Genomic DNA, 22,960 nt, shown 5'->3' on the forward strand with positions numbered 1-22,960 from the left:
ATAGTATCATTACCCCGATCTAAAGTTGTATTGATGGGTATATTGGCTTGTTACGACAAGGCAACGATCGATCATTCTTTAGTATGTATGGAAATGATCTCCGCCCTCCGCAACAATACGGGTAGGGCGAATACCATAAAGTATATCTACTCAATTCCCCGAATCGTTTTTCGGCCGTTAACCATATGCTCACAATGAGGGGCATGGGACATGGACGAACTTTTTATCGGCAGCGCATTGTGTGAAGTGACCGAATGGGGCGACATCCTGTTGCCGCGTCGTTTTCACCAAACCTTGCGACTGCGCTCGGCCGACCATTCGGTCTTCATCGGGCTGCATGAGGAATCGCCCTGCCTGATCGCCTTCGACCGGCTCCACGCGATGCAGCGGCAATTCGAAGTCGCCGAGAAGTTGGCGGCGTCTCCTGGCGGCTTTCACGATTACCATCGCTTGCGGCGGACATATGGCTTCGTCGATGAGGCACCGATCGCTCCCGACGGGATGATGACGCTGCCGCGGATCATGCGCGAACGGGGCGCGATCGGCAGCTTTGCCTTGCTCGTCGCCACCGGCGCGCGCTTCGAAATTTGGGACATGGCCTATGTGCTCGACCACGGCCCGTCCGATCTCGTCACGCTCGCCACGCTTTTGCAGGCCAGTCAAATTGTACAAGAGGTAAACGATGCCGCTGTTGTGTCGCGTACTCGGGCATCGGGCCCGACCTTCCACCCAGCTCAATCAAGGGTTTGCGTTCAGCGTCTGCCAGCGGTGCAACCGCGACATGATCCGGTCGGCGGGCGCGCCGAGCACCAGTAAATGGAAGCAAGTTCCTGCGGGTTTTCGCGTGTCCCGTAAACCATCCCTCCACCGGTCGGTTAGGATGGCCCGGCCAGCGATGCCACGGCCCCGCTCTACCATGCCCGATATGGTGCAGATCGGCATGGCCGCGCTCTTCTGGCATGTGCAGGACATCCTCGGCACGCCACCGTCGCGACGGACCAAGGTGCTGCGGATCCCTTTGCTCTAGGCAGCACCGCCGAGCGCGTGCGCGATCGCTTCGGCGGCGGCGTTTGCGCCGTCTTCGTCGGCCATGCGCCGCGCAATTTCGGCCGCAACCGCGCTATAAGCGGGATCGTGTAACAGACGCCCGATACGCCGTGTCGCCCGCGCGACCGAGAAGCGGTCCGCCCGCAGCCGCAAACCGGCACCCAGCCGCGCAATGCGGTGACCGTGATCGTTCTGATCGCCCATATGCGGCACCACCAATTGCGGCTTGCCCGCGCGCAAAGCCTGGCCCGTCGTCCCGACGCCGCCATGCTGGATGATCGCTGCGGCGCTTCGGAACAGCAGCGAATGCGGCGCATAGCCGCAGCGCAATACATCGCCTTCGATCGACGGCGCGGCATCGCCCCCCACCAGCAGCACCGCGCGCATCCCCAGCCGACGAGAGACTTGGGCGGCGGTATCGTAAAAGCCGCCGGCGCTGTTCACCGCAAAGGAACCGAGCGTAAAGACGAGGGGCGCTGGCCCCGCCGCCAGGAAATCCGCCAACATCGGGTCCAGCGTTTCCTCGCTCCCGCTGCCGCTATCGAAAACAGGAAAACCGACAATCTTGGTCGAAGGGGGAGCGTCTGGCGGCAGCGGAGCGAGGTGCGGCGAGTAGCAGCCCAGTTGCAAAATGGAGCGAGAATCGGGCTCCAGCGCGCGCCGCGCACCCTTGGGCGGGAGGCCATGCTCTGCCCGCACGCGATCGAACCGTCGACCGTAAAGCCCGTGCAGCACCCGCCGCAGGACGGTGTAAGCCGTCCGATTCCACACACGTCCGACGCGCCCGACGGGCTGATCGCGCATCATCCAGAAATCGGGCGTGCGCGGTGGATCATAAGCCGACAACATCGCCATCGGCTGCAAGATCACCGAAATCAGCGGCAAATTGCGCTTCTCGGCGATCATCGGTGCCGCGAAGACAAAAATCGAGGCGATGATCGCCTCGGCATCCGCCGCCACCGCGTCGAGCGCGCGCGTGCTGTCCGAAAGTCCCGGCAGCAGAACCTGTTCGAGCATGACGCGCTGGTTGGCGATGATCCGCCGCACCGCCTCTTCATGGCTCAGCCCCATGCGTTTCTGGACCGCATCGAAGCCGGGCAAGATCGCGACCGCCTCCAGGCCGGCGCGGCGGCATTTCAGCACCTGGTCCTCGGGCACCGCCAGCACCGGGGTGAAGCCCCGCTTGCGCAGCGCCAGCCCGATTGCGATAAACGGGTGCAGATCGCCCAACGTCCCGATGGTGGTGAGAACGACTTTACGCATTGCGATCCCACTGGTCGCGTCAGCGCATCGCGTCCAGCCCTTCCTGCTCGGTACTGTAGCATTTTTCGGATAAAGCCCGTGTTCGCCACCGGTTGGGCAAATCGTGCGCCGCCGCCAAATTGCCGTGGATGGGGGGAGCGGTGGAGCCCCGCCTCTACCGCCCTCCGCGCAAGACCAGCCTTGCAGAAACCCGGTGCAACCCCTATTATGTCTGAGTTATTTTTGAAAGGCCTTCCCGTGATCGATGGTTCTATTTTGATCGGTGCCGACGCTCGTCAGGCAACAACACGATTCACCACGGTAAACCCGGCCACCGGCGAATCGCTGACCCCAAGTTTTTCGTCTGCGGACCGCGACGCGGTCAGCGCTGCCACGGCGTTGGCGCAGGCCGCCTTTCCGGCTTATGCCGCGACCGACCTGCCGACTCGCGCTGCCTTTCTGGAAGCGATCGCCGACAATATCGTTGCGATTGGCGATGATCTGATCGTGCGCGCGATGGCCGAAAGCGGCCTGCCGCGTGCACGCCTGGAGGGCGAGCGTGGCCGCACCGTTGGGCAGCTCAAGCTGTTTGCGCAAGTGGTGCGTCAGGGCGACTGGCTCGATGCCACGATCGACCCTGCGCTGCCCGATCGCGCGCCTTTGCCCCGCCCCGACTTGCGCCGAATCAACGTGCCGGTCGGCCCGGTTGCGGTGTTCGGTGCCTCCAACTTCCCGCTCGCTTTCTCGGTTGCAGGCGGTGACACCGCATCGGCGCTTGCCGCTGGATGCCCGGTGATTGTGAAGGGCCATCCGGCGCATCCCGGCACCGGTGAATTGGTGGCACGCGCAATTGCCGCTGCGGTCGCATCGAGCGGCCTGCCCGCAGGTGTCTTCTCCTATCTCCCCGGCGACACCAACGACCTGGGCGGCGCACTGGTCGCCGATCCGCGCGTACAGGCGGTCGGCTTCACCGGCTCGCGCGGCGGTGGCCTCGCGCTGATGCGCATCGCGGCCGAGCGTGCGCAGCCGATCCCGGTCTATGCCGAGATGTCGAGCATCAACCCAGTGATCGTGTTCCCCGCCGCACTGGCCGCGCGCGGGTCCGAGATCGCCGCCGGTTTTGTCCAATCGCTGACGATGGGCGCGGGCCAGTTCTGCACCAATCCCGGTCTGATCCTGGCGCTCGACAGCCCCGAGCTGGACGCGTTCGTCGCCGAGGCGGGACGCTTGCTTTCGGGCACGCAGCCGCTGACGATGCTCACCCCCGGCATCCACGCCAGCTTCGACAAGGGCGTCGAAGCGCTCGCCACGCATGACGCAGTGCGCACGATCGCGCGCGGCTGCCCCAGCGCCGGGCCAAATCAGGCGGTTGGCGCGCTGTTCGAAACCGACGCCAGCCATTTCCTCGCCGACCGCGCGCTCGGCCATGAAGTGTTCGGTTCGTCGTCGATCATCGTGCGCTGCCGCGACCTGGACGAGCTCGCGCAGGTCATCGCCGGGCTCGAAGGGCAATTGACCGCGACGTTGCAACTGGATGCAGCCGACGAGCCCGCCGCCGCGACATTGATCCCGGTCCTCGCCCAGCGTGTCGGTCGCATTCTGGCCAATGGCTGGCCAACCGGTGTCGAAGTGTGCCACGCGATGGTGCATGGTGGCCCCTACCCCGCCACCAGCGATGGCCGTACGACCTCGGTCGGGACGCTCGCCATTGATCGCTTCTTGCGCCCAGTAGCCTTCCAGAACCTGGCCCCGACGCTGCTCCCGGTTGCGGTCCGCGACGGCAATCCGTGGGACATCGCCCGTCGGGTTGATGGGGTGCGCGAAGCCTCCGCGCGATGATCGGACGCGCCCGTCAGGGTGTGCGGTGGGATATCCCCGTGCCTTCCTGCCGGGCGCGTGATCCGCTAGGCTGGGTCTCCATGACCCAGCCACCGCCTCGATAATGGACGACGACCGCGTCTTCTCGCCGCGTATTCACGGCACCATCGCGCACGATATCGGCGTAGAAATCGTCAGCGGAGTGCGAAAACCCGGCGACGTGTTCGGCGGAGAAATCGAAGCGAGCGAAGCACTCGGCGTCTCGCGCACCGCCTATCGCGAAGCGATCCGCATCCTCGCTGCCAAGGGGCTGGTCGAAAGCCGCCCCAAAGCCGGCACGCGCGTGACCCCGCGCAGCCGCTGGAACATGCTCGACGTCGACGTGCTCGCCTGGACGTTCGAGGGTGAACCCGACACCGACTTCATCATCGACCTGTTCGAATTGCGCGGCGTGATCGAGCCTGCCGCCGCCGCCTTTGCCGCCGCGCGCCGCACCGATGCCGACCTGGCCGAGATGCGATCGGCGCTCGATGCGATGAAGCATTATGGGCTGGCGGATGCGCGCGGCCAGAGCGCCGACCAGCAGTTCCACCGTGCGATCCTGGCGGCCGCGCGCAACACCCCGCTGGCCACGCTCGCCAATTCGGTTGGTGCAGCGGTGCGCTGGACCACCAAATTCAAGCAGCGCAAGCGCGCTTTGCCGCGCGACCCGCTGCCCGACCATGTGCGGGTGCTCGACGCGATCGCCGCCAGCGATGCAGACGCCGCGCGCGAGGCAATGGTGACGCTGCTGAAGCTCGCGCTCCGCGACATGGGGCTCGCGCAGCGCGGCTAACCCCGGCGCTCGCCGATCAGCGGCGAGCGCCGGGATTTCCCATCAATGGTTGTCGCGCGGCAGGCCGCGCGTCTGCGCGATCCGCTGATAGGCCTCTGCCCCTTCCAGGATTGCGCCCGAACCGAGCTGACCGACCACGGCACGCTGGATCTCCTGCCACGGCGTCTGCGAGGCGGGGTAGCGATAGCCGCCTGCCGCCGTGAACGCCGCACGGCGCTCCTCCAGTTCGGCGTCATCGATCAGCAGATCGGCAGTGCCGCGCATCAAGTCGATCCGCACGCGGTCGCCATCGCGCAGCAGCGCGAGCGTGCCGCCAACCGCCGCTTCGGGCGAGGCGTTGAGGATCGAGGGGCTGCCGCTGGTGCCCGACTGGCGCCCGTCGCCAATGCACGGCAGCGAGTGGATGCCATCGAGGATCAGATGCGCAGGCGGACGCATGTTCACCACTTCCGCGGCCCCCGGATACCCGACCGGTCCCGCGCCGCGCATCACCAGCAACGTCGCAGGGGTGATGCCGGTCGAAATCTCGTCGATGCGCGCGTGATAGTCTTCGGGGCCATCGAACACCACCACCGGCCCTTCGAACGCCTCGGGATCATCGGGGTTGGAAAGATAGCGTTCGCGGAATTCGGGCGAGATCACGCTGGTCTTCATGATCGCGCTGTCAAACAGATTGCCCGACAGCACGACAAAGCCCGCCGACGCCAATAACGGCGTGTCAAAGGGCCGGATCACATCCTCATTCTCGATCACCGCGCTGCGGCAATTGTCGCCGATCGTCTTGCCGTTCGCTGTCATCGCGCCCTCGGCGATCAGGCCGTGCTGGATCAACTGCGCGACCACGGCGGGAACGCCACCGGCACGATAATAATCCTCGCCCAGATATTCGCCTGCTGGCTGCAAATTGACCAATAGCGGCACGTTGAGGCCATGCTCTTCCCAGGTCTTGAGCGGCACGTCGACGCCGATATGCCGCGCGATCGCGGTGAGATGGATCGGCGCGTTGGTCGATCCGCCGATCGCCGAATTGACCGCGATCGCATTGAGGAAGGCGTCCTTGGTCAGGATGTCGGAGGGCTTCAGATCCTCCGCCACCATCTCGACGATGCGCTTGCCGGTGTAATAGGCACATTCCTGACGGTCACGATAGGGCGCGGGGATCGCCGCTGATCCGGGCAGCGACATGCCCAGCGCCTCGGCCAGGCTGTTCATCGTCGTCGCGGTGCCCATCGTGTTGCAATAGCCGGTCGATGGCGCGGACGAGGCGACGAGGCGGATGAATTCGGCATCGTCAATCTCGCCCGCCGCGAGCAGCTCGCGCGCCTTCCACACGATCGTGCCCGAGCCCGTGCGCTCGCCCTTGTGCCAGCCATTGAGCATCGGCCCGACGGACAGTGCGATCGCCGGAATGTTCACCGTCGCCGCTGCCATCAGGCAAGCAGGCGTGGTCTTGTCGCAGCCGATCGTCAGCACGACGCCGTCGAGCGGATAGCCGTAGATCGTCTCGACCAGGCTGAGATAGGCGAGATTACGGTCGAGCCCGGCGGTCGGCCGCTTGCCGGTTTCCTGGATCGGGTGGACCGGGAATTCGAGCACGATGCCGCCAGCCTCACGAATGCCCTCGCGCACGCGCTCGGCGAGCACCAGATGATGGCGGTTGCACGGGCTGAGATCGGAGCCCGTCTGCGCGATGCCGATGATCGGCTTGCCCGAGCGCAATTCCCCCAGGCTGAGGCCGAAATTGAGATAGCGCTCCAGATACAGCGCGGTCATGTCGATATTGTCGGGGTTATCGAACCATGCGCGACTGCGGAGCTTGAAGGGAGGGGAACCGGTCATTGAGATACTCCGCGTCGGGACGACTTTGCTCCCGGATATACTCAGACAATTATAAGATCAATGTGCACGCGACGGAAGTCGCACCGCAGAGAATTCCACTGTCGGCATGAAAGGGCGGGTTAGAGGGTATCCAACACCGGACAGCCCGCCAACGCGTCGCGCTGGCGGGCTGTCTGGGTTGCCTGGGCAAGAAACAAGGTGTCCCGCCGGTGTTACGCGCGCACTAACTCGAACGGAAGGGTCTCTCCCCGCCGACTTTCGAAGCGGCGATCGGGCGGTTGGGGGTCCAACCGCCCGACACGTCACTGCGCGAACAGCACGCCCCACATCAAGTCATAGCCAGTATAGCCTGCGGGCGGCGCGTGGGGGCCGACCGGCTCTCCGACGGGCCCGGGCCCGGAGGCGTTGAACGACGCGCCAGCATGGCACGAAATGCACGACGATTTCGCCATCGGGACATTGGCGTTAAGCGGCTCGATGATCGGGCTGCCCAGCAAGGTCGGCTTGGCCGCCGTCCCAAAGCTGCTCTGCGACCCTGTCATACAGTAATTGGCGAAGACCGGGGCTACATTCGCTTGGGTCATCATCGTGGTAACTGCCTGAGATTTGGGGCAGGCACCATATTGTCCCCACGCCTTGGCATTGGCCGGCACCGTCTGGGTCACAGCACCAAAGCTGTCGTTACAGCCGGTCTGGTCGCAACGGCCCGGCGTATAGGCATTCTCGAAATCCGCCCATATCCAGTTGGGGAAGCCGGGGGTCTTTACCGAGATGTGCATGCTGGTCATCGCGTAGGTCGTCGCCGGCCCGGTGCCAACGCTCGCAGACGAGGTGTAGAAATTGGCGGTGACGAAGCTCGCCGGCTGACCCAGCCAGGTCGCAAGCGTGCTCACCGGAATCCAGTCTGCTTTCACTTCCAGCGCATTCCACGGCACGGAAACCGGCTGCTTGGTGGCGTAATATTTGGTCAGCCCCGCCGAGGACCATAGGCCATTCGCCACGAGATAATCGAACGTAGCCCGATCGCGCCGCACCTCTTCGCCGACGCACCCCGCCGACGGAAAGCCCGAACCCGCCGCAGCCCCATTCAGCCCGGGCGGCGTACCGCAACCCTGCGCCGGTCCGATCACCTGAACCGTGAAACGCCCGGCCCCGCGCGTCGCCATCGCGGCGCGCATATGGGCTCTTCCGAGCAGGCTGCGCTGCAGCAGCTTACTGCCTTGACTCGAAGTTGCGCTCGGCCAGGTCGGCACGTTGCAGCCCTTTGTGGGCGGGGTCGTACATGGGTTCGAAACGTAAATGTCTTGATCCGACGCGAAGGTCTCATAAGTAACCTTCCCGGTCACTCCAGACGGGGTGACGGCAAGGATAAATTGCTGCCATGAAACCGCATCCGTCGAACCAAAAGGCGGCGGAACGATTTGCGCAGGTTTCGCATTGATTTGCGAACCGCTCACGGTAATGGCACCAACCGAAATCGCGGCCACTGCAATTGCAGCAAAGAGACGATTTTTTCGAAAAGCGAAGATAGACATGGGAAAGTCTCCTCAGAATCCAGTCTGACGGATACGCTTTTACTCTATCGACACGATATTTTAGAAAATAGACGATATCAATCAACAGGGTTTCGGTCAACGATTGAAAAGAACCGAATAGGATATTGTTAATATACTTTTGTGATATTTTTCACAGATATTACGATTTGCACGTCAGTGCCTGATCGTGCGCGACTGCTGCATGTACTCGAACAGATCTCGGGAAACGGCTGCGTCGATCTCGACAACAACGCCATCAACCGCAACGCTCGTACGGAACGGCGATCGAGCAAACCGCGCAGGTGAGAGCATCGCTCCCCGAACGGCATCCAAAAAGCCCGTCTGCCCGTAAACGGCAGGCAGTCCGACGAGCGATCGCCGCTGCGACGCTGTTGGGGTGCCTCGCTCGTGACAGGACATGGGAAGGTTGGACGGAATGAATTTTCCCAGCGAAGCACCGTCGCGTAGTGGCTCGGTGGCCGCCCCTTCCCTGGGGAGCGACGCGCCGCTGGCGGTGCGGCAAGATTTGCTGCCCGGGTCCGACGGCGAGCATGCGCTTCAAATCAAATATGGCTCCCGGGATCGCGCATTGAGCTTCTACGCGCATCAGGTCCTGAACTTCCTGTCGCCCCTGATGCGTACTTTCATATCGCAGCAGGAATGCATGTTTGTCGCGACCGCGAACCGCCATGGCGACTGCGACTGCAGTTCGCGATTTGGCGAACCGGGCTTCATCACTGTTCTAGGCGACCGGCATGTCCTCTATCCGGAATATAGAGGCAATGGGGTCTTCGCCAGCCTGGGCAATATCAGCGAAAACCCCCATATCGGCTTGTTAATACTGGATTTATACCGCGAATCCCTTGGCCTGCATATCAATGGCAAGGCGCGCATTATCGAAAGCGATGCGCTTTTGCCCCTCGCCGACAAACTTCCGAAGAGTGTGTTGGTCGAGTTGGGTAAGACGGGCAATCGGCGGCCTAGCCGATGGGTGATGGTTGAGGTTGAGGAGGCCTTTATTCAATGCTCGAAGAATATTCCGCTGGTGAGAAAGCTCGATCGGACCGTCGACCCAGGCACAGACAGCGTGCAAGTAAAGAAGTCTGACTACTTTCAGCTCCACCAATTATCTTGGTACGAACGCATCGGAGGCGACGCGACGATCACCGCGATCGTCGATGTCTATTATCGCAATATCTTGGCGGACAGCTTCGTTGCCAGCCTATTCCAGGCCCCCGATACGGAAGCCCAACGCCTAAGGCTGAAGTCGTTTGTGTCGATGGCCTTTGGTGGGCCTCATCGGTCCACACGTCAGGATCTACTCCAGGCCGGTGATCGGTTGGCCAGCGGGATGGTCTTCACGGAGCCTCACTTCGATCGGGTGGTCGAGATCCTGAAGCAAACCCTCGAATCGTTGCTCGTCCACGAAGAGGCAATCCGCCAAGCGATGGCCGCAGTCGAGGCTACCCGCCACGACATCCTGGCACACGGCATATGACCGCCCAAGCCGATACCAAACGTCCGACACCTGGCACCGTGGATCAGACCTTTTGGACCGAGATTTTCGCGGGCTTGTCAAATCCGGAGTCTGAGTCATTTGGCGGCACAGATCGCGCGGTGCCCCCCACCAGACGCAGCCAGGACACGTGGATCGATCGGTTGTTTGCAGATGGCGAGGTCAACGCTGTCGCACCACCGCCACCCGCAAGCCCCATCCTTGCCGGTCTCGTAGATGACCACGCCGCGATTCCGCTCTGGTCCGGGGGCGTCACAACGTTGAAGGTGGCGGACATCATCGAAGAGACCCACGACGTTAAAACCTTCCGGCTGGTCGGCGAGACTCCGGTGCTGTTTTCGTATCGACCGGGCCAATTCGTGACCTTGCTGCTCGACCTTGACGGTGAAGCGGTGCAGCGGTCCTTCAGTATCTCCTCGAGCCCATCCCGGCCGCATGTCCTGGAAATCACCGTGAAGCGCGTCCCCGGCGGCCGGGTGTCGAATTGGTTGTGCGATCATGTGGCGGTAGGGCAATCGCTAACCTTGAAGGGGCCAGCGGGGCGATTCACCTGCTTTGACTCCCCAGCTTCGAAGATGCTGTTCATCGCGGCAGGCAGCGGGATCTCGCCGATCATGTCGATGATCCGCTGGATCGCCGACACCATGGCCGATGTCGATGTGGCGCTGCTCGCATCGTTCAGATCGCCGGCAGACATCATCTTCCGCAAGGAACTCGACCTCATCTCCGCGCGGCATCCGCGCTTCAGGATCGCGCTAACCCTAACCTCGGCATCGGGCGAGCAAACCGACGCTTGGACCGGTCTGACAGGGCGGATCGGCAAATCGCGCCTTGCGGAGATGGCGTCTGACCTGGACCAGCGGCCCGTATTCCTCTGTGGGCCGGAGCCTTTTGCCGCCGCTGTCAGGGACAGCCTGGACGAGCTCGGCTTCGATCAATCCGAGCTGTACAGCGAGAGTTTCGGCAGCGGTCGCGTCGCCACTGGCGGCAAGGACTCCGACAAGCCATTGTCGCGTTCCGGTCACCGCCACACCGTCCACTTCAGCAAAAGCGGGAAGACGGTCGAGACAGATGGGGCCTCCACCATCCTGGAGCTGGCGGAGGCGCATGCCATTGAGCTCGACCATGCTTGCCGCGTCGGCAGTTGCGGCGAGTGCGAGGTGCGCTTTACCGGCCTGCTTTGCGAAAAGCTCGAGTTCGAGACGGTGGGGCGCGCGAAAGCGACTGGATTGGCGCTCGCCTGTTGCAGCGTCGCTTTGTCTGATCTTGTCGTGGCCGCCTGACGCAAGTCTGCGTCATTCAGATCGGCTCGCTTTGGGAGATGGGGCGATCGACGGCCGCGGCCCAGCGCCGTTCGAACGAACCGCCTCACTCTGAGCAAGGGGCTCTCCGCTGAAGCGGTGCCCGTCCGCACCTCGTTCACGTCCGTGCGGTTCACGCGACAGGCTACAAAAAAGCCCGCCAAGCCTTTAGCTTAGCGGGCTTTTAATGGTGGGCGTGGCAAGGATTGAACTTGCGACCCCTGCGATGTCAACACAGTGCTCTACCACTGAGCTACACGCCCACTTCGCCGCAGCAAGTGCCTGGCGAGGGGCGGCCTTTAACGAAGCCTTGGCCGTCGCGCAAGCGTCTGCTGCACGATTTAAATATTGTCGCTCGCGCGCTCGTGCTCGAACAGGCGATCGACCTCCAGAACGAGATCGCGCAGGTGAAACGGCTTGGACAGTACGCGCGCTTGCGGCATCGTCTTGCCTGCCTTCAGCGTCACGGCGGCAAAGCCGGTGATGAACATCACGCGCAGGTCCGGCAGCATGTCCCCTGCCTTCTGCGCGAGTTCAATGCCGTCCATTTCGGGCATGACGATATCGGTGAGCAGCAAGTCGAAATGCTCGGTTTCCAACAGCGGAATCGCTGCCGTCCCGCGATCGACCGCCGCCACTGCATAGCCGGACCGTTCAAGCGCGCGAGTCAGATATTCGCGCATCACGCGATCATCCTCGGCCAGCAATATGCGTATCATTCCAAAATCCCGCTTCGCAGCCCACAGCTGCGGTTTACCATTCTTTCCTATGCGCAAAGCCCTTAATATTTTCCAGCCGGATCGCGCCGTACCTTGTGCTACAAAGGGGTGAGATGACCGCTCCGGAATGCGCCTTCGACCGTCATGGTGATGATCCGCCGACCAGCCCGATCGTGCTGTCGGTGCCGCATGCCGGGCGCGACTATCCGCTCGCGCTGAGGGCCGCGCTGCGGGTTCCGCTGGCGGCCGCGACGGTGCTGGAGGATCGCTATATCGATGCCGTCGCCCTTGCCGCGCACCGCGATGAAACGCTGTTCGTGCAACGCCGCGCGCGCGCCTGGATTGACCTCAACCGTTCCGAGCAGGAACGCGATCCGGCGATCGATGAGGGTGCAGCCTGGACCGCCCTGCCACTCGCCTCCGCCAAGTTGCGCGGCGGATTGGGGCTTGTGCCGCGACGAGTCGCCGGGGCGGGCGAATTGTGGCGGCGGCGGCTGGATGCGCAGGACGTCGCCGCCCGCATCCGTGACGACCACCGCCCCTATCACGCCGCGCTCGCCCTCGCGCTGGCTGCGGCGCGGGCGCGCTTTGGCACCGCCGTGCTGCTCGATATCCACTCGATGCCGTCGCTTGGGCCGGATCAGCCAAGACTTGTCATTGGGGATCGCTTTGGGCGCAGTGCCGGCACGCGCTTCATCGCCGCGATCGAGGCGGTGGCGGCACGCCACGGGGTCATGGCGGCGCTCAACACGCCTTATGCCGGTGGCCACATCCTCGACACGCATGCGCGGCCCGCCAGCGGCGTGCATGCCATTCAAATCGAATTCGATCGCAGCCTCTATCTCGACCCTGCGGGCGACCGCCCGGGCGATACCCTGCCCGCCGTCGCGCGGTTGCTGCGCGACATGATCGATGCGCTGGCCGACGAAGCGGCGACCACCCTTTCGATTGCGGCGGAATAAAAAAACCACCGCGTGCAATGCAGCACGCGGTGGCCAAGGTTCAGGGAGGAGGCACCCTGAAAGGGTGCCGCGCGGCCCCGCGAAAGGGGGGAACACGAAGCCGCGTGCGACTGATATAGGTAAGAGGTTTTCGCGCTTCAAGGCCCAAATTTCGGCCCGATCGATCGGAATTATTCGGGCCGCGTCAGCGCGGGGATCATCCGGGTGAGCGTACCGTCGCGCAACACAAAATGGTGACGCAGCGCGGCACAGACGTGCAGCACAATCAACCCTGCCATCACATAGCCGAGCGGGCCATGCGCCGTATGGGCAAGGCCGCTGACGGCGCGACGAATGGGCAGAACCGGCACGTCGAACAGGCCAAACCAAGAAAACGCGGCACCGACCGGCTTGCGCGACGCTAGCATCCAGCCCGTGACCGGTAACGCCAACAGCAACAGGTAAAACGCGCCGTGGGTGAGCCCGGCGACGGCGCGTTCCCAAGCTGCCGATTTCGCGGGCGGTGGTGGCGGGCGATGCAGCAACCGCCACGCCACGCGCGCGACCGTCAGCACCAGCACACACAGCCCGATCGCCATGTGAAAGGGGATCGCCCCTTTCACGCCGTCGAGCAGCGAGTCATGCAACAGCCCGATCACCAGATTGACCAAGACCAACGCGGCGACGATCCAGTGCAACCAGATCGCCCCGCGCGTATAATGGTCGAGCACGATGATCGCGCTGCGCGCCATCTTAGTCGATCAGTTGCGGAACAGGAGCCTTGCCGAGCTTGACCTGACGATCGAACACCTGCGGCAGCGTCGAGAGCGAGAACAGGTGCGCATAGAGCAACGGCAGCAAGCCCGACTTTTGAATCTTGCGCAACTGGTCGCCGCGCAGGTCGTTGAGCTTTTCCTCGTTCACCATCTGGAAGCCGCGATAGATGAAGGGCTTGTCATTGCCTTCGATCTGCAGCGTGACTTCGCCCTCCATCAGCAAGTCCAGTTCGCGAAGCTCGGTCATGAAGTTCGCGGTGCGGGCACCCGCCTGCTCGAACTGTTCGTTGAAGGCGAGGATGTTCTGCACGATCTCGGTCGGCTTGCCGTCGGCGAACAGCGGCTCGCCATCGTCAAACGCACCAATCGCCTCGCCTGTGGGGTCGAAGCATAGCGACAATTCTTCGGCATCGGGACGCAACCGCGCCAGCATGAAGGGATAGCGGCGCACATAGGCCGGCACATAGACTTGATCTTCGGTCAGCTTGCCATCGTCGCCGATGAAAACGTTAACGCCTTCGTTCAAGCCCATCAGCGCGATCGGAATCGCATCGTCACCGCTGGTGAAGACGATCGGGAGCGAGCGCTGCGCGGCAACGAATTCATCCACCGTGATCGGAATGGCATGCTGACCCACCAGGAAAGACGCCCGGTCCAGCGCGCGGAAACGGAAAGCCGCATGCACGTCGCTCGAAAGAGGCTCGAGCGCGTTGTAGAACAGCGGAAGGGATTGCGGCGCGCTGGCCATCAGAAATTCTCCATCGACTAAGATAAAGCACGCGGCTTGCTATGCCTGATGGCCGCTGGCTCTATGGTGCGCGCGGCGTTTCTGCAAGGCCGAGCAATTTGCCGGGATTCATCAGTCCTTGCGGATCGAGCGCGGCCTTGATCGCGCGAAGCGAAGCAAGGCGCGCGGGCGAGGACAAACGCTCCAGCTCCGCCCGCTTCATTTGCCCGATGCCATGTTCGGCGGAAATCGAACCGCCCGCCGCGACCACCAGATCATGCACGAATCGCGTCACGCCCGGCGCATCCTCGCCATACCAGCGCGTCGCATCGACCCCTGCGGGCGCGCGGACGTGGAAGTGGACATTGCCATCGCCCAGATGACCGAACGCGGTGGCATGGGTGCCGGGAAAGCGCGCCCCGGCGGCGGCGGCGGCCTCGATCATGAAGCGCGGCATCGTCGCGACCGGGACCGAGATGTCATGCTGCACGGCCGGTCCGCTGGCGCGCTCCGCTGCGGACAAAGAGTCGCGAATGCGCCAGAACGCTTCGGCCTGCGCTTCCGATGCGGCGATCGTCGCATCCGCGACCAGGCCATCGGTAATGGCGGCACCGAGCACGCGCTCCAGCAACACAGCAGGTGCCTCGGCGGCGGCATTGGCGGTTGTCGCCTCGATCAGCACATGCCACGCATGCGGCCCGGCGAGCGGCGCGCGCGTGCCCGGAATATGCTCCAGCACCAGTGCCAGCGAATCGCCCGGGATGATCTCGAAACTTTCGACCGAATCACTCGCGCGCTCGAGCCGCCGCAACAGAACCAGCGCCGTTTCAGGGTCGGGCACTCCGGCCCATGCCACCGCGCGCTGCACCACTGCGGGATACAGGCGGACGGTTACCGCCGTGATGATGCCGAGCGTTCCTTCCGCACCGATCAACAGATGGTCGAGATCATAGCCACGATTGTCCTTCTTGAGCGCCGCCAACCCATCTAAAACCTCCCCGCTGGGCAACACCGCCTCCACGCCTGCGACCAGCCCGCGCATCGTGCCGAACCGCAGCACCTGCGTCCCGCCGGCATTGGTCGATGCCAGTCCGCCCATCGTGGCACTACCGCGCGCGCCAAGCGTGAGCGGAAAGCGCATGCCGTGCGCCGCCGCTGCGGCATGGAGATCGGCGAGAATCACCCCCGCCTCCACCACCGCCAACCCGGCCGCAGGATCGATCGAGCGGATGCGATTCATCCGCCGCAACGACAGGATCAGCGCCGAGCCGTCGGAAGGCGGTGTGGCACCGCCGACCATCGACGTGTTGCCGCCTTGTGGCACCAGCGGGACGCCATGTTCCGCAGCGAGGCGCATCACCTGCGCAACGCCCTCAACGCTATCTGGCGATAGAATCGCGGCGGTGCGGCCGTGAAAACGGCCGCGCCAGTCGGTCAGCCACGGGGCGATGTCCTGTGCATCGGTCATGACCGCCTTCGGCCCCAGCGCCGCCTCGACGGCGCGGATGACCTGCTGCTGGGCAAGGGTGCTATTGTCGGTTGAAGAGCGGGCATGCATCATCCTTTTGCCCTACCATCCGTATCGACCAACGCCAATTCATCCGGCATTCAACCATTCACGGTAACGCTGATCGCTATATCTATGCCCAACCGCGCCCTTCCCGCTTCGTTGCTCCTTGCGCTCGCGTCGACCAGTTCGGCCGCGACGGCGCATAGCGACGGCGTTGCGCTGGCCCAGTTGACCATCCACCAGCGCATCGTGATCCGCATTCCGCGGGTTCTGGGCGGGCGCACGCCCCAGCGATCCGAACCCGCCCCGCCCCGTTTCACCGAGAAAAAAGGCCCGAAATGCGTGGCCATGGCGGCGGTTGAGGGTGCGCTGATCTCCGGCGACGACAGCGTGGACTTGATCCTGATCGACGATACGCGCTTGCGCGCGCGGTTCGACAACAAATGCCCCGCGCTCGATTTCTATTCGGGCCTTTACCTGAAGAGCACGCCGGACGGCATGGTCTGCGCCGGGCGCGACTCGATCCGCGCGCGATCGGGTAGTGCCTGCCGAATCGATGGTTTCAAGCGGCTGGTAGCCAAAGGCAAGTAGAACGCACCCGTTTACCTTGACATTTCGCCCCTGATCGGCAAGCGCTTTTCAACCGTTCGCGGGCGCTTCGCCCGGGCGCTTTTTCCGGATACCGCATGACTTTTGCCGATCTCGGCCTTTCCGACGAACTCCAGCGTGCCGTCAACGAGTCCGGCTATACCGAGCCGACTCCGATCCAGGCGAGCGCGATCCCTTCCGTGCTGATGGGCAAGGACCTTGTCGCCATCGCGCAGACGGGCACGGGCAAGACCGCCGCCTTCGTGCTGCCGATGATCGATATCCTCGGCGAGGGGCGGTCGCGCGCGCGGATGCCACGCTCGTTGATCCTCGAACCGACGCGCGAACTGGCCGCCCAGGTCGCCGAGAATTTCGAGAAATACGGCAAATATCACAAGCTTTCGATGGCGCTGCTGATCGGCGGCGTGTCGATGGGTGACCAGACCGCCGCGCTCGAAAAGGGCGTGGATGTCCTCATCGCAACCCCGGGTCGCTTGATGGACCTGTTCGGGCGCGGGAAAATCCTGCTCACCGGCTGTTCGATGCTGGTGATCGACGAGGCCGACCGGATGCTCGACATGGGGTTCATCCCCGATATCGAGGAAATCTGCACCAAATTGCCCAAGACGCGGCAGACGCTGCTGTTTTCGGCGACGATGCCGCCGCCGATCAAGAAGCTGGCCGACAAGTTTCTCGACAATCCCAAGACGATCGAGGTCGCGCGACCGGCAACCGCCAACGTCAACATCAAGCAGTGGCTGGTCAACGTTTCCGCCGCCAAGAAGCGCGATACGCTGATTTCGCTGCTGCGCTCGGAAGACGTCCAGACCGGCATCATCTTCTCCAACCGCAAGACCACGGTGCGCGACCTCAACAAGGCGCTGCAGCGTGCCGGGTTCGCGTCGGGGGAAATCCATGGCGACATGGAGCAGGCGCAACGCATTGCCGAGCTCGATCGCTTCAAGAAGGGCGAGATCAAGATCCTCGTCGCGTCCGACGTCGCCGCACGCGGCATCGACATCAAGGGCGTGAGCCACGTCTTCAACTATGATGCGCCGTGGCACCCCGACGATTACGTTCACCGCATCGGCCGTACCGGGCGCGCGGGCGCGACCGGCATCGCTTTCACCTTCGCGACGCCCGACGATGCCGAAAACATCCAGAACATTGAAAAGCTGACCGGTCTGAAGATCGAACGCTACGAGACTGGTGCGCCCGTCGCCGATGACGACACGCCGGAAGCGCCGCGCGAAGCTGCCCCGAAAACGCGGCGACGTCCCAAGGCCGCCGCCAAGGTCGCGGCGCCCGTCGTTGACGCCGAGGACGCTCCATCCGACGTCGAGCGCCCTGCCCGCACGCCCCGTCCGCCGCGTACCGAACGCCCCGCGCGCGAGGCCCGCGCACCGCGCGAGGAGCGCCCCGCCCGTGCCAGCCGCCCGCCGCGCGGAGCGCCGACCGAGCGCGCCGAACCGCTGGAGCCGATCGACGCGGTCGACGATGGCGGCTGGAATGGCCCAATGCCCAACTTCCTGCTGGCCAAACTAACGCTGACCGACTGAGCGTGCCACCGCCGCAAGGCGGTGGAGCACGCTGCCCGGCGCTGGAGTGCTGCCGTTACGCTGCTGGCGCGGGTTCCGGCATCAGCGCGTTATCGATCTCGTTCGCGCGCTGATACGCAGGTCGCTCCTGCACGCGTGCAAGATAGTCCTCAAAGGCAGCGCGCTTGGGCAGCGACCCGAATTGCACACCCCAGGCGACTTGCGACCCGGCATAGACGTCCGCCGCCGTAAAGGTGTCGCCCGCAAAATAGCGATGCGCCGACACCGCCTTTTCCAGCGTATCGACGGCACGATCGTACGAACCATAGCCTGCCATGCGCTGCTGCGAATCGGTCGGCGTTACGCCCAGCGAGCGATTGGTGATCGCATGTTCGAGTGGCCCCGCCGCAAAGAACAGCCAGCGATAATAGTCTGCCCGCGCGCTGTTCGGCGGAGCGAGGCCAGCCTCGGGAAACGCGTCGGCGAGATAGGCGCAAATCGCGGCGCATTCGGTGACGACATGTCCGTGATGGACGATCGCGGGCACCTTCCCCATTGGGTTGACCGACAGATACGGCTCCTGCTTCATCGTCGTCGCATAATCGAGCAGCACCGTTTCATAAGGTGCCCCGACTTCCTCGAGCATCCAGCGCGCGATGCGGCCGCGCGACATCGGGTTGGTGTAAAAGGTCAGGTCCGCCACGGTCATTCTCCCCCAAAATCGTCCTGCGATTCTTTGGAACATTAGTGGAACGAAATAGCCTTATCCGTCAAGATGCTGATGCAGGAAAGCGATCGTCCGCTCCCATGCCAAATCGGCGGCTGGCTTGTTATAGCGTTCGGCCGAGGTGTCGTTGTTAAAGGCGTGGTCGACGCCGTCATAGGTATAAGCGGTCACGTCCTTGCCCGCCGCCTTCAACGCGGCGACCCAGGGCACGCCGGTTGCGGCAACGCGCGCATCCTTGCCCGCATAGTGCAGCAGCAACGGGGCCGCGACCGCCCCGGCCTCGGCCGGATCGGGGGCTGGGCCATAATAAGCGACGCCTGCCGCCAGCGCATTGCCCGCCGCCACGGCAACGCGATTGACCAGCGCCCCGCCCCAGCAAAAGCCGATAATCCCAACCTTGCCGTTCGCGCCCGGCTGCGCCGACATCGCGCCGATCGTGGCGACGGCTTCCCCGGTGATTGCGGTAAGATCGGCCTTGCCGATCATGTCGCGGGCGACATTCTCGTCGGCGGGGGTGCCGCCCTGGTCGCTCAGGAAATCGGGCGCAACCGCCTGGAAACCCGCCAGCGCCACGCGCCTTGCGACATCTTCGATATGCGGGGTCAGCCCACGATTTTCATGCACGACAAGGACGACGCCCGCGTGCTTCGCATCCTTGGGTGCCGCGAAATAACCGGTCAGTTGTTTGCCCGGACCGATCGCATAGGGACCTTTACGCGTCACCAGCGCCGGGTCGTCGGGCTGGGTGATCGAAGCGGCGGCGGGCGAGGCCGCGATCCCCGCGATTAACACCTCGGCAGCGGCGACCGATCCGACCAGGCCGACCATTTCGCGCAACAAGGTGCGGCGGTCGCGATGCTCATGCGTGAAAGCGTCGTAAATCTGGATGGCGCGATCGCGGATATCGGACATGAGCATTCCTCAAACGATTCGCCCCCCGGCGCGGCCGCACGCTAGCCCGTCACACCGCGCGATACCACCACACACCGTCCTCGATCGTCTTCACCGCGCGCCCTTCGACCTCCAGCCGCCGGACATGCGCCAGCGCTTCGCCCGTAGCCATGCCGAGCATGTCGGGCCCGATCGCGCGCCGGAACAGCCGCCCGAAACAGTCGATCGCACGACGCGGTTCGGCCAGGAACACTTCCAGTTCGTCGAGCCGTTCGCGATGTTCGCGGTCCATCGCATCGAGCCGCGCGTGCAGGCCGGTGAACGGATCGCCATGCCCGGGCAGCACCAGCACATCGTCGGGCAAAGCCTTCAACCGCGCGATCGAATCGAACCATTCGCCCAGCGGATCGGCGGCGGGCTCGGTTACGCCGAGCGAGACGTTCGGGCTGATCCGGGGGAGCACCTGGTCGCCCGAGATCAGCACCTTGCCGATGGGATCGTACAGACAGGCATGTTCGGGACTATGCCCCGAGCCAACCACCACCTGCCACGCGACCGCACCGATCCGCAGCGTGTCGCCATGCTGGATCCTGGTATAGCCGAGCGGCAGCGGCGTAACGATCCGGCGGAACCCGGCCCAGCCGCGTTCGCTGGCCTGCGCGATCTGCGCTTCGTCCCAGCCCGCACCGCGCCAGAACGCGACCATCTCGCCCGGCACCGCATCCCGCGCATCGGCGACCAGCATCCGCGCGGTCAGCCATTCGCCGCGCGTCATCACCAGGGGGCAACCATGCGTGTCGCACATCCAGCCGGCGAGCCCGATATGATCGGGGTGGAAATGCGTGCCGATCATTTGCGTTACCCGCACGCCCGCCAAAGGCCCCTGCGCCAAAGCCTCCCACGCCGCGCGCGCCTCGGGCGTGTTCATGCCGGTATCGACCAGCGCCATGCCGCCCGCATCGTCGAGCAGCCAGCAATTGACGTGCTTGAGCGGCCCCGGGACATGCAGCCGCACCCAGCCGATGCCGGGGGCCACGGGCATCACCGTGCCGGGCGCTGGCTCGGCCCCGCCATACGGATAGGTCAGCCCCTTGTGGCTGGTCGGGACGAAGCTCTGCTCGACCGGAACGGCCGCCTCTGCAATGGACATGTGATCGGTTAGCGCGGGGTGCCGTACCAAGTCACGCATTTCCTCAAGCAAGCAGCGTCGCCTGCTCGCCCAGCAACAGCCGCAACACCTCGTCAGGCGATTCGAACAGGACGTCTGGGTTAAGCCGCGTCAGCCCATCGCGATTGGCATAGCCCCACAGCACCGCGCCCGAACAGATGCCGACCTTCTTTGCCGCCACCACATCGCGCGTCTCATCACCGATCGAGATGACCTGCTCGATCGCGATCTTGCTCTTGCGCAAGACCCGACGATAGCGCGGTGCCTTGCCAAACAAGGACGCGCCGCATTCGAACCATTCGATCAGCGCCGCATTATCGGGGCCGAGAATGGCGCGCGCATTATCTTCGGCATTGGAAGTGACCAGCGCCATGCGCACGCCATTGTCCGCCAATTGCCGCAACAACGGCGTAACGCCTTCGAACAAGGCGATCCGGTCGGTCTGCTCGGCCAACAAGCGATGGAGATAGCGCCCGATCTTGGGCAATTTCCAACGCGGAATCCCGAGATGGCGGATCACCTCCCCCGTGGTGCGCCCGCGCAGCGACGCGACCTCCTCGGGAGCGACCTTGCGGAACTTGAACCGCTCGGCAAGATGATCGGCAACCGACAGGAACCAGTCCCCGCTATCGGCCAGCGTTCCGTCGAAATCGAAAATCACCAAACGATAGCGCGGATCGGGCATGGTCACCTCAGCGCGATTGCGACGGGCGGCGGTGGCCGCGCTTGCCGTCATCCCCCTGGGGAACCGGCGCGCTGCGAATGGTCACCAATTCCGCTCGTGTCGCCGCGCCGTCCTTGTTGGTGTCGAAGCGGTCGAACAGACTGGAAAACTGCGCCTGCAATTCGGCCAGCGTGATGCGATTGTCGCCATCGCTGTCGATCGCGAAGGGGCTGGGCAGCGCGTTGCGATCCCCCAGCCATTTGAGCGCCCAGTCGCTATAGTCGATATAGCCGAGCGAGCCCTTATGCGCGGTATCGGCATCGGCGAAGCTCCGCGCGATACAGGCGCTGAGCTCGGCGCGAGTGGTGCGCCCGTCGCCATCGCTGTCACATGCGGCAATGAGCATTGCGGCCGGCTCGACCACGATCGTCGCGGCTGGCTGACGGGCTGGCGGGGGAGTGACGACGGGTACGGTTTGCGCCGATAGCGGGGCAGCAAGCGCAAGCAGCAAGACCGAACCGGCGCGCATCACGTCTCCTTCGTCGGCAGCAACAGACTGGCATCGCCATAGCTGTAGAATCGGTAGCCGTCTCGCACCGCATGGGCATAGGCCGCTTGCATTCGCTCGGTGCCCATCAGCGCGCTGACCAGCATGAACAGCGTCGATCGCGGCAAATGGAAGTTGGTGACGAGGCCGTCGATGCCGTTGAAGCGATAGCCCGGCGTGATGAAGATCGCGGTGTCGCCCTCGAACGGGCGAATCACCCCGTCCGCACCAGTGGCACTTTCGATCAGGCGCAGGCTGGTGGTGCCGACCGCGATCACGCGCCCGCCGCGCGCGCGCACCGCGTTGAGCCGGTCGGCGGTCGCCGCATCGATGCGCCCCCATTCGGCATGCATCTTGTGGTCGAGCGTATCGTCGGCCTTGACCGGAAGGAAGGTGCCCGCCCCGACGTGCAGCGTCAGCGTGGCGTGCTCGATGCCTGCCTCGGCGAACTTTGCCATCAGCTCGGGCGTGAAGTGCAGCGCCGCAGTCGGTGCCGCGACCGCGCCCTTCTCGGCGGCGAACATCGTCTGATAATCGTCGGCATCCTGCGCGTCGGCGGGGCGGCGCGCGGCGATATAGGGCGGTAGCGGCATCCGCCCGGCACGCTCCAGCAGCACTTCGACGGGCTCGTCACCCGCGAAATCGAGCGCGAAGCTGCCATCCTCGCCGCGATCCCGGGCATAAGCGGTCACGCCATTGCCGAAATCGATTTCGTCGCCATCGCGCAGCCGCCGCGCATTGCGGATGAAGGCACGCCAGCGCCGTGGCCCCTCGCGCTTATGCAAAGTCGCGCCGATCCGCGAATCGCCGCGCGTCCCCTCCAATTGCGCCGGGATCACGCGCGTATCGTTGAACACGAGCAAATCGCCCGCGCGCAATGCCGCTGGCAAATCGCCGACATGCCGATCAAGCGTTGCCGCGCCATCCAGCACAAGCAAACGCGCGCTGTCGCGCGGCGACGCCGGGCGCAAGGCGATGCGCTCCGGCGGCAAGACGAAGTCGAAAAGATCGACCTTCATGACGGTACTCCC

General features: G+C 64.1%; 22 protein-coding genes and 1 tRNA gene. 9 read left to right on the forward strand and 14 right to left on the reverse strand.

Annotation, left to right across the window (positions count from 1 at the left end):
• The first annotated feature begins 210 nt into the window (after positions 1 to 210).
• Together H4W01_RS13550 and H4W01_RS22855 are read left to right on the forward strand one after the other, a co-directional pair.
• A complete protein-coding gene (locus H4W01_RS13550) occupies positions 211 to 816 on the forward strand; it encodes a division/cell wall cluster transcriptional repressor MraZ (RefSeq protein WP_209611632.1) in 606 nt (201 codons plus the stop codon).
• A 79-nt stretch (positions 817 to 895) separates the two neighbouring features.
• Positions 896 to 1,027 carry a hypothetical protein gene (locus H4W01_RS22855; RefSeq protein WP_334685270.1) on the forward strand — a complete coding sequence of 44 codons (132 nt, stop codon included), beginning with the start codon at positions 896 to 898 and terminating at the stop codon, positions 1,025 to 1,027.
• Here H4W01_RS22855 and H4W01_RS13555 read toward each other — a convergent pair.
• Positions 1,024 to 2,310 (reverse strand): glycosyltransferase, encoded by a 1,287-nt coding sequence (locus H4W01_RS13555; RefSeq protein ID WP_209611636.1) that lies wholly within the window; start codon positions 2,308 to 2,310, stop codon positions 1,024 to 1,026. The two genes, H4W01_RS22855 and H4W01_RS13555, sit on opposite strands and share 4 nt — an antisense overlap.
• A 237-nt stretch (positions 2,311 to 2,547) precedes the next feature.
• Between H4W01_RS13555 and H4W01_RS13560 the strand changes: the two genes are divergently transcribed.
• Together H4W01_RS13560 and H4W01_RS13565 are read left to right on the forward strand one after the other, a co-directional pair.
• A complete protein-coding gene (locus H4W01_RS13560; RefSeq protein ID WP_209611638.1) occupies positions 2,548 to 4,128 on the forward strand; it encodes an aldehyde dehydrogenase (NADP(+)) in 1,581 nt (526 codons plus the stop codon).
• 103 nt (positions 4,129 to 4,231) lie between these two features.
• Positions 4,232 to 4,942, forward strand: a complete 711-nt coding sequence (locus tag H4W01_RS13565) for a FadR/GntR family transcriptional regulator (RefSeq protein WP_209611640.1) — start codon at positions 4,232 to 4,234, stop codon at positions 4,940 to 4,942.
• Between the two features lie 42 nt (positions 4,943 to 4,984).
• On the opposite strand, the gene H4W01_RS13570 is transcribed toward H4W01_RS13565, so the two are convergent.
• Both H4W01_RS13570 and H4W01_RS13575 read right to left on the reverse strand, forming a co-directional pair.
• The gene (locus tag H4W01_RS13570) at positions 4,985 to 6,781 is read right to left on the reverse strand and encodes an IlvD/Edd family dehydratase (protein ID WP_209611643.1); all 1,797 of its coding nucleotides are present in this window, start codon (positions 6,779 to 6,781) and stop codon (positions 4,985 to 4,987) included.
• Between the two features lie 302 nt (positions 6,782 to 7,083).
• Complete coding sequence (locus H4W01_RS13575) at positions 7,084 to 7,959, reverse strand: hypothetical protein (protein WP_209611645.1); 876 nt, start codon at positions 7,957 to 7,959, stop codon at positions 7,084 to 7,086.
• A gap of 793 nt (positions 7,960 to 8,752) precedes the next feature.
• Between H4W01_RS13575 and H4W01_RS13580 the strand changes: the two genes are divergently transcribed.
• Both H4W01_RS13580 and H4W01_RS13585 read left to right on the forward strand, forming a co-directional pair.
• A complete protein-coding gene (locus tag H4W01_RS13580; protein WP_334685271.1) occupies positions 8,753 to 9,814 on the forward strand; it encodes a globin domain-containing protein in 1,062 nt (353 codons plus the stop codon).
• Complete coding sequence (locus H4W01_RS13585) at positions 9,811 to 11,115, forward strand: FAD-binding oxidoreductase (protein ID WP_209611647.1); 1,305 nt, start codon at positions 9,811 to 9,813, stop codon at positions 11,113 to 11,115. Before H4W01_RS13580 ends, H4W01_RS13585 begins: the two co-directional genes overlap by 4 nt.
• 206 nt (positions 11,116 to 11,321) lie before the next feature.
• On the opposite strand, the gene H4W01_RS13590 is transcribed toward H4W01_RS13585, so the two are convergent.
• Both H4W01_RS13590 and cpdR read right to left on the reverse strand, forming a co-directional pair.
• Positions 11,322 to 11,396: transfer RNA gene (locus tag H4W01_RS13590), tRNA-Val, on the reverse strand.
• 78 nt (positions 11,397 to 11,474) lie between these two features.
• Entirely contained in the window at positions 11,475 to 11,852 is a 378-nt protein-coding gene (gene cpdR / locus H4W01_RS13595; RefSeq protein ID WP_209611649.1) for a cell cycle two-component system response regulator CpdR, read from the reverse strand.
• A 113-nt stretch (positions 11,853 to 11,965) separates the two neighbouring features.
• Between cpdR and H4W01_RS13600 the strand changes: the two genes are divergently transcribed.
• Entirely contained in the window at positions 11,966 to 12,814 is an 849-nt protein-coding gene (locus H4W01_RS13600) for an N-formylglutamate amidohydrolase (RefSeq protein ID WP_010404150.1), read from the forward strand.
• A 170-nt stretch (positions 12,815 to 12,984) separates the two neighbouring features.
• Here H4W01_RS13600 and H4W01_RS13605 read toward each other — a convergent pair whose 3' ends face one another.
• The 3 genes from H4W01_RS13605 to H4W01_RS13615 all read right to left on the reverse strand — a co-directional run bounded on the left by H4W01_RS13605 (position 12,985) and on the right by H4W01_RS13615 (position 15,854).
• Entirely contained in the window at positions 12,985 to 13,545 is a 561-nt protein-coding gene (locus H4W01_RS13605; RefSeq protein ID WP_209611651.1) for a cytochrome b, read from the reverse strand.
• 1 nt (position 13,546) lies between these two features.
• A complete protein-coding gene (locus H4W01_RS13610; RefSeq protein WP_209611654.1) occupies positions 13,547 to 14,317 on the reverse strand; it encodes a SapC family protein in 771 nt (256 codons plus the stop codon).
• A 61-nt stretch (positions 14,318 to 14,378) separates the two neighbouring features.
• Positions 14,379 to 15,854, reverse strand: a complete 1,476-nt coding sequence (locus H4W01_RS13615; protein ID WP_209613370.1) for an FAD-binding oxidoreductase — start codon at positions 15,852 to 15,854, stop codon at positions 14,379 to 14,381.
• Here H4W01_RS13615 and H4W01_RS13620 point away from each other — a divergent pair.
• Positions 15,849 to 16,397, forward strand: coding sequence for a hypothetical protein (locus H4W01_RS13620; protein WP_334685272.1), 549 nt, complete (start codon positions 15,849 to 15,851; stop codon positions 16,395 to 16,397). The genes H4W01_RS13615 and H4W01_RS13620 overlap by 6 nt on opposite strands.
• A gap of 95 nt (positions 16,398 to 16,492) precedes the next feature.
• Complete coding sequence (locus tag H4W01_RS13625) at positions 16,493 to 17,953, forward strand: DEAD/DEAH box helicase (protein WP_209611656.1); 1,461 nt, start codon at positions 16,493 to 16,495, stop codon at positions 17,951 to 17,953.
• Positions 17,954 to 18,008: 55 nt separating this feature from the next.
• Here the strand turns inward: H4W01_RS13625 and H4W01_RS13630 are convergent, their stop codons facing one another.
• The 6 genes from H4W01_RS13630 to queA are packed head-to-tail and all read right to left on the reverse strand — an operon-like array spanning position 18,009 to position 22,948.
• Positions 18,009 to 18,635, reverse strand: a complete 627-nt coding sequence (locus H4W01_RS13630) for a glutathione S-transferase family protein (RefSeq protein WP_209611658.1) — start codon at positions 18,633 to 18,635, stop codon at positions 18,009 to 18,011.
• A 60-nt stretch (positions 18,636 to 18,695) separates the two neighbouring features.
• On the reverse strand, positions 18,696 to 19,571 hold the full coding sequence (locus H4W01_RS13635; protein ID WP_209611660.1) for a dienelactone hydrolase family protein: 876 nt from the start codon (positions 19,569 to 19,571) through the stop codon (positions 18,696 to 18,698).
• Between the two features lie 49 nt (positions 19,572 to 19,620).
• The gene (locus H4W01_RS13640; protein WP_209611662.1) at positions 19,621 to 20,700 is read right to left on the reverse strand and encodes an MBL fold metallo-hydrolase; all 1,080 of its coding nucleotides are present in this window, start codon (positions 20,698 to 20,700) and stop codon (positions 19,621 to 19,623) included.
• Between the two features lie 43 nt (positions 20,701 to 20,743).
• A complete protein-coding gene (locus H4W01_RS13645) occupies positions 20,744 to 21,403 on the reverse strand; it encodes an HAD hydrolase-like protein (protein ID WP_029622490.1) in 660 nt (219 codons plus the stop codon).
• A gap of 7 nt (positions 21,404 to 21,410) precedes the next feature.
• Positions 21,411 to 21,911: an EF-hand domain-containing protein gene (locus H4W01_RS13650; protein WP_209611664.1), complete on the reverse strand. Its 501-nt coding sequence runs from the start codon at positions 21,909 to 21,911 to the stop codon at positions 21,411 to 21,413.
• Positions 21,911 to 22,948 carry a tRNA preQ1(34) S-adenosylmethionine ribosyltransferase-isomerase QueA gene (gene queA / locus H4W01_RS13655; protein WP_209611666.1) on the reverse strand — a complete coding sequence of 346 codons (1,038 nt, stop codon included), beginning with the start codon at positions 22,946 to 22,948 and terminating at the stop codon, positions 21,911 to 21,913. Before queA ends, H4W01_RS13650 begins: the two co-directional genes overlap by 1 nt.
• Positions 22,949 to 22,960: the final 12 nt, after the last annotated feature.

The sequence above is a fragment of the Sphingomonas sp. PL20 genome (genome assembly GCF_017875905.1).
Lineage (GTDB): Bacteria > Pseudomonadota > Alphaproteobacteria > Sphingomonadales > Sphingomonadaceae > Sphingomonas > Sphingomonas echinoides.

Coding starts and splice junctions, on each gene's coding strand:
- H4W01_RS13550 (WP_209611632.1), top strand. CDS start 211: ATGGACGAACTTTTTATCGGCAGCGCATTGTGTGAAGTGACCGAATGG.
- H4W01_RS22855 (WP_334685270.1), top strand. CDS start 896: ATGCCACGGCCCCGCTCTACCATGCCCGATATGGTGCAGATCGGCATG.
- H4W01_RS13555 (WP_209611636.1), bottom strand. CDS start 2,310: ATGCGTAAAGTCGTTCTCACCACCATCGGGACGTTGGGCGATCTGCAC.
- H4W01_RS13565 (WP_209611640.1), top strand. CDS start 4,232: ATGGACGACGACCGCGTCTTCTCGCCGCGTATTCACGGCACCATCGCG.
- H4W01_RS13570 (WP_209611643.1), bottom strand. CDS start 6,781: ATGACCGGTTCCCCTCCCTTCAAGCTCCGCAGTCGCGCATGGTTCGAT.
- H4W01_RS13575 (WP_209611645.1), bottom strand. CDS start 7,959: ATGCGCGCCGCGATGGCGACGCGCGGGGCCGGGCGTTTCACGGTTCAG.
- H4W01_RS13580 (WP_334685271.1), top strand. CDS start 8,753: ATGAATTTTCCCAGCGAAGCACCGTCGCGTAGTGGCTCGGTGGCCGCC.
- H4W01_RS13585 (WP_209611647.1), top strand. CDS start 9,811: ATGACCGCCCAAGCCGATACCAAACGTCCGACACCTGGCACCGTGGAT.
- cpdR (WP_209611649.1), bottom strand. CDS start 11,852: ATGATACGCATATTGCTGGCCGAGGATGATCGCGTGATGCGCGAATAT.
- H4W01_RS13600 (WP_010404150.1), top strand. CDS start 11,966: ATGACCGCTCCGGAATGCGCCTTCGACCGTCATGGTGATGATCCGCCG.
- H4W01_RS13605 (WP_209611651.1), bottom strand. CDS start 13,545: ATGGCGCGCAGCGCGATCATCGTGCTCGACCATTATACGCGCGGGGCG.
- H4W01_RS13610 (WP_209611654.1), bottom strand. CDS start 14,317: ATGGCCAGCGCGCCGCAATCCCTTCCGCTGTTCTACAACGCGCTCGAG.
- H4W01_RS13620 (WP_334685272.1), top strand. CDS start 15,849: ATGCATCATCCTTTTGCCCTACCATCCGTATCGACCAACGCCAATTCA.
- H4W01_RS13615 (WP_209613370.1), bottom strand. CDS start 15,854: ATGCATGCCCGCTCTTCAACCGACAATAGCACCCTTGCCCAGCAGCAG.
- H4W01_RS13625 (WP_209611656.1), top strand. CDS start 16,493: ATGACTTTTGCCGATCTCGGCCTTTCCGACGAACTCCAGCGTGCCGTC.
- H4W01_RS13635 (WP_209611660.1), bottom strand. CDS start 19,571: ATGTCCGATATCCGCGATCGCGCCATCCAGATTTACGACGCTTTCACG.
- H4W01_RS13640 (WP_209611662.1), bottom strand. CDS start 20,700: ATGTCCATTGCAGAGGCGGCCGTTCCGGTCGAGCAGAGCTTCGTCCCG.
- H4W01_RS13645 (WP_029622490.1), bottom strand. CDS start 21,403: ATGCCCGATCCGCGCTATCGTTTGGTGATTTTCGATTTCGACGGAACG.
- H4W01_RS13650 (WP_209611664.1), bottom strand. CDS start 21,911: ATGCGCGCCGGTTCGGTCTTGCTGCTTGCGCTTGCTGCCCCGCTATCG.
- queA (WP_209611666.1), bottom strand. CDS start 22,948: ATGAAGGTCGATCTTTTCGACTTCGTCTTGCCGCCGGAGCGCATCGCC.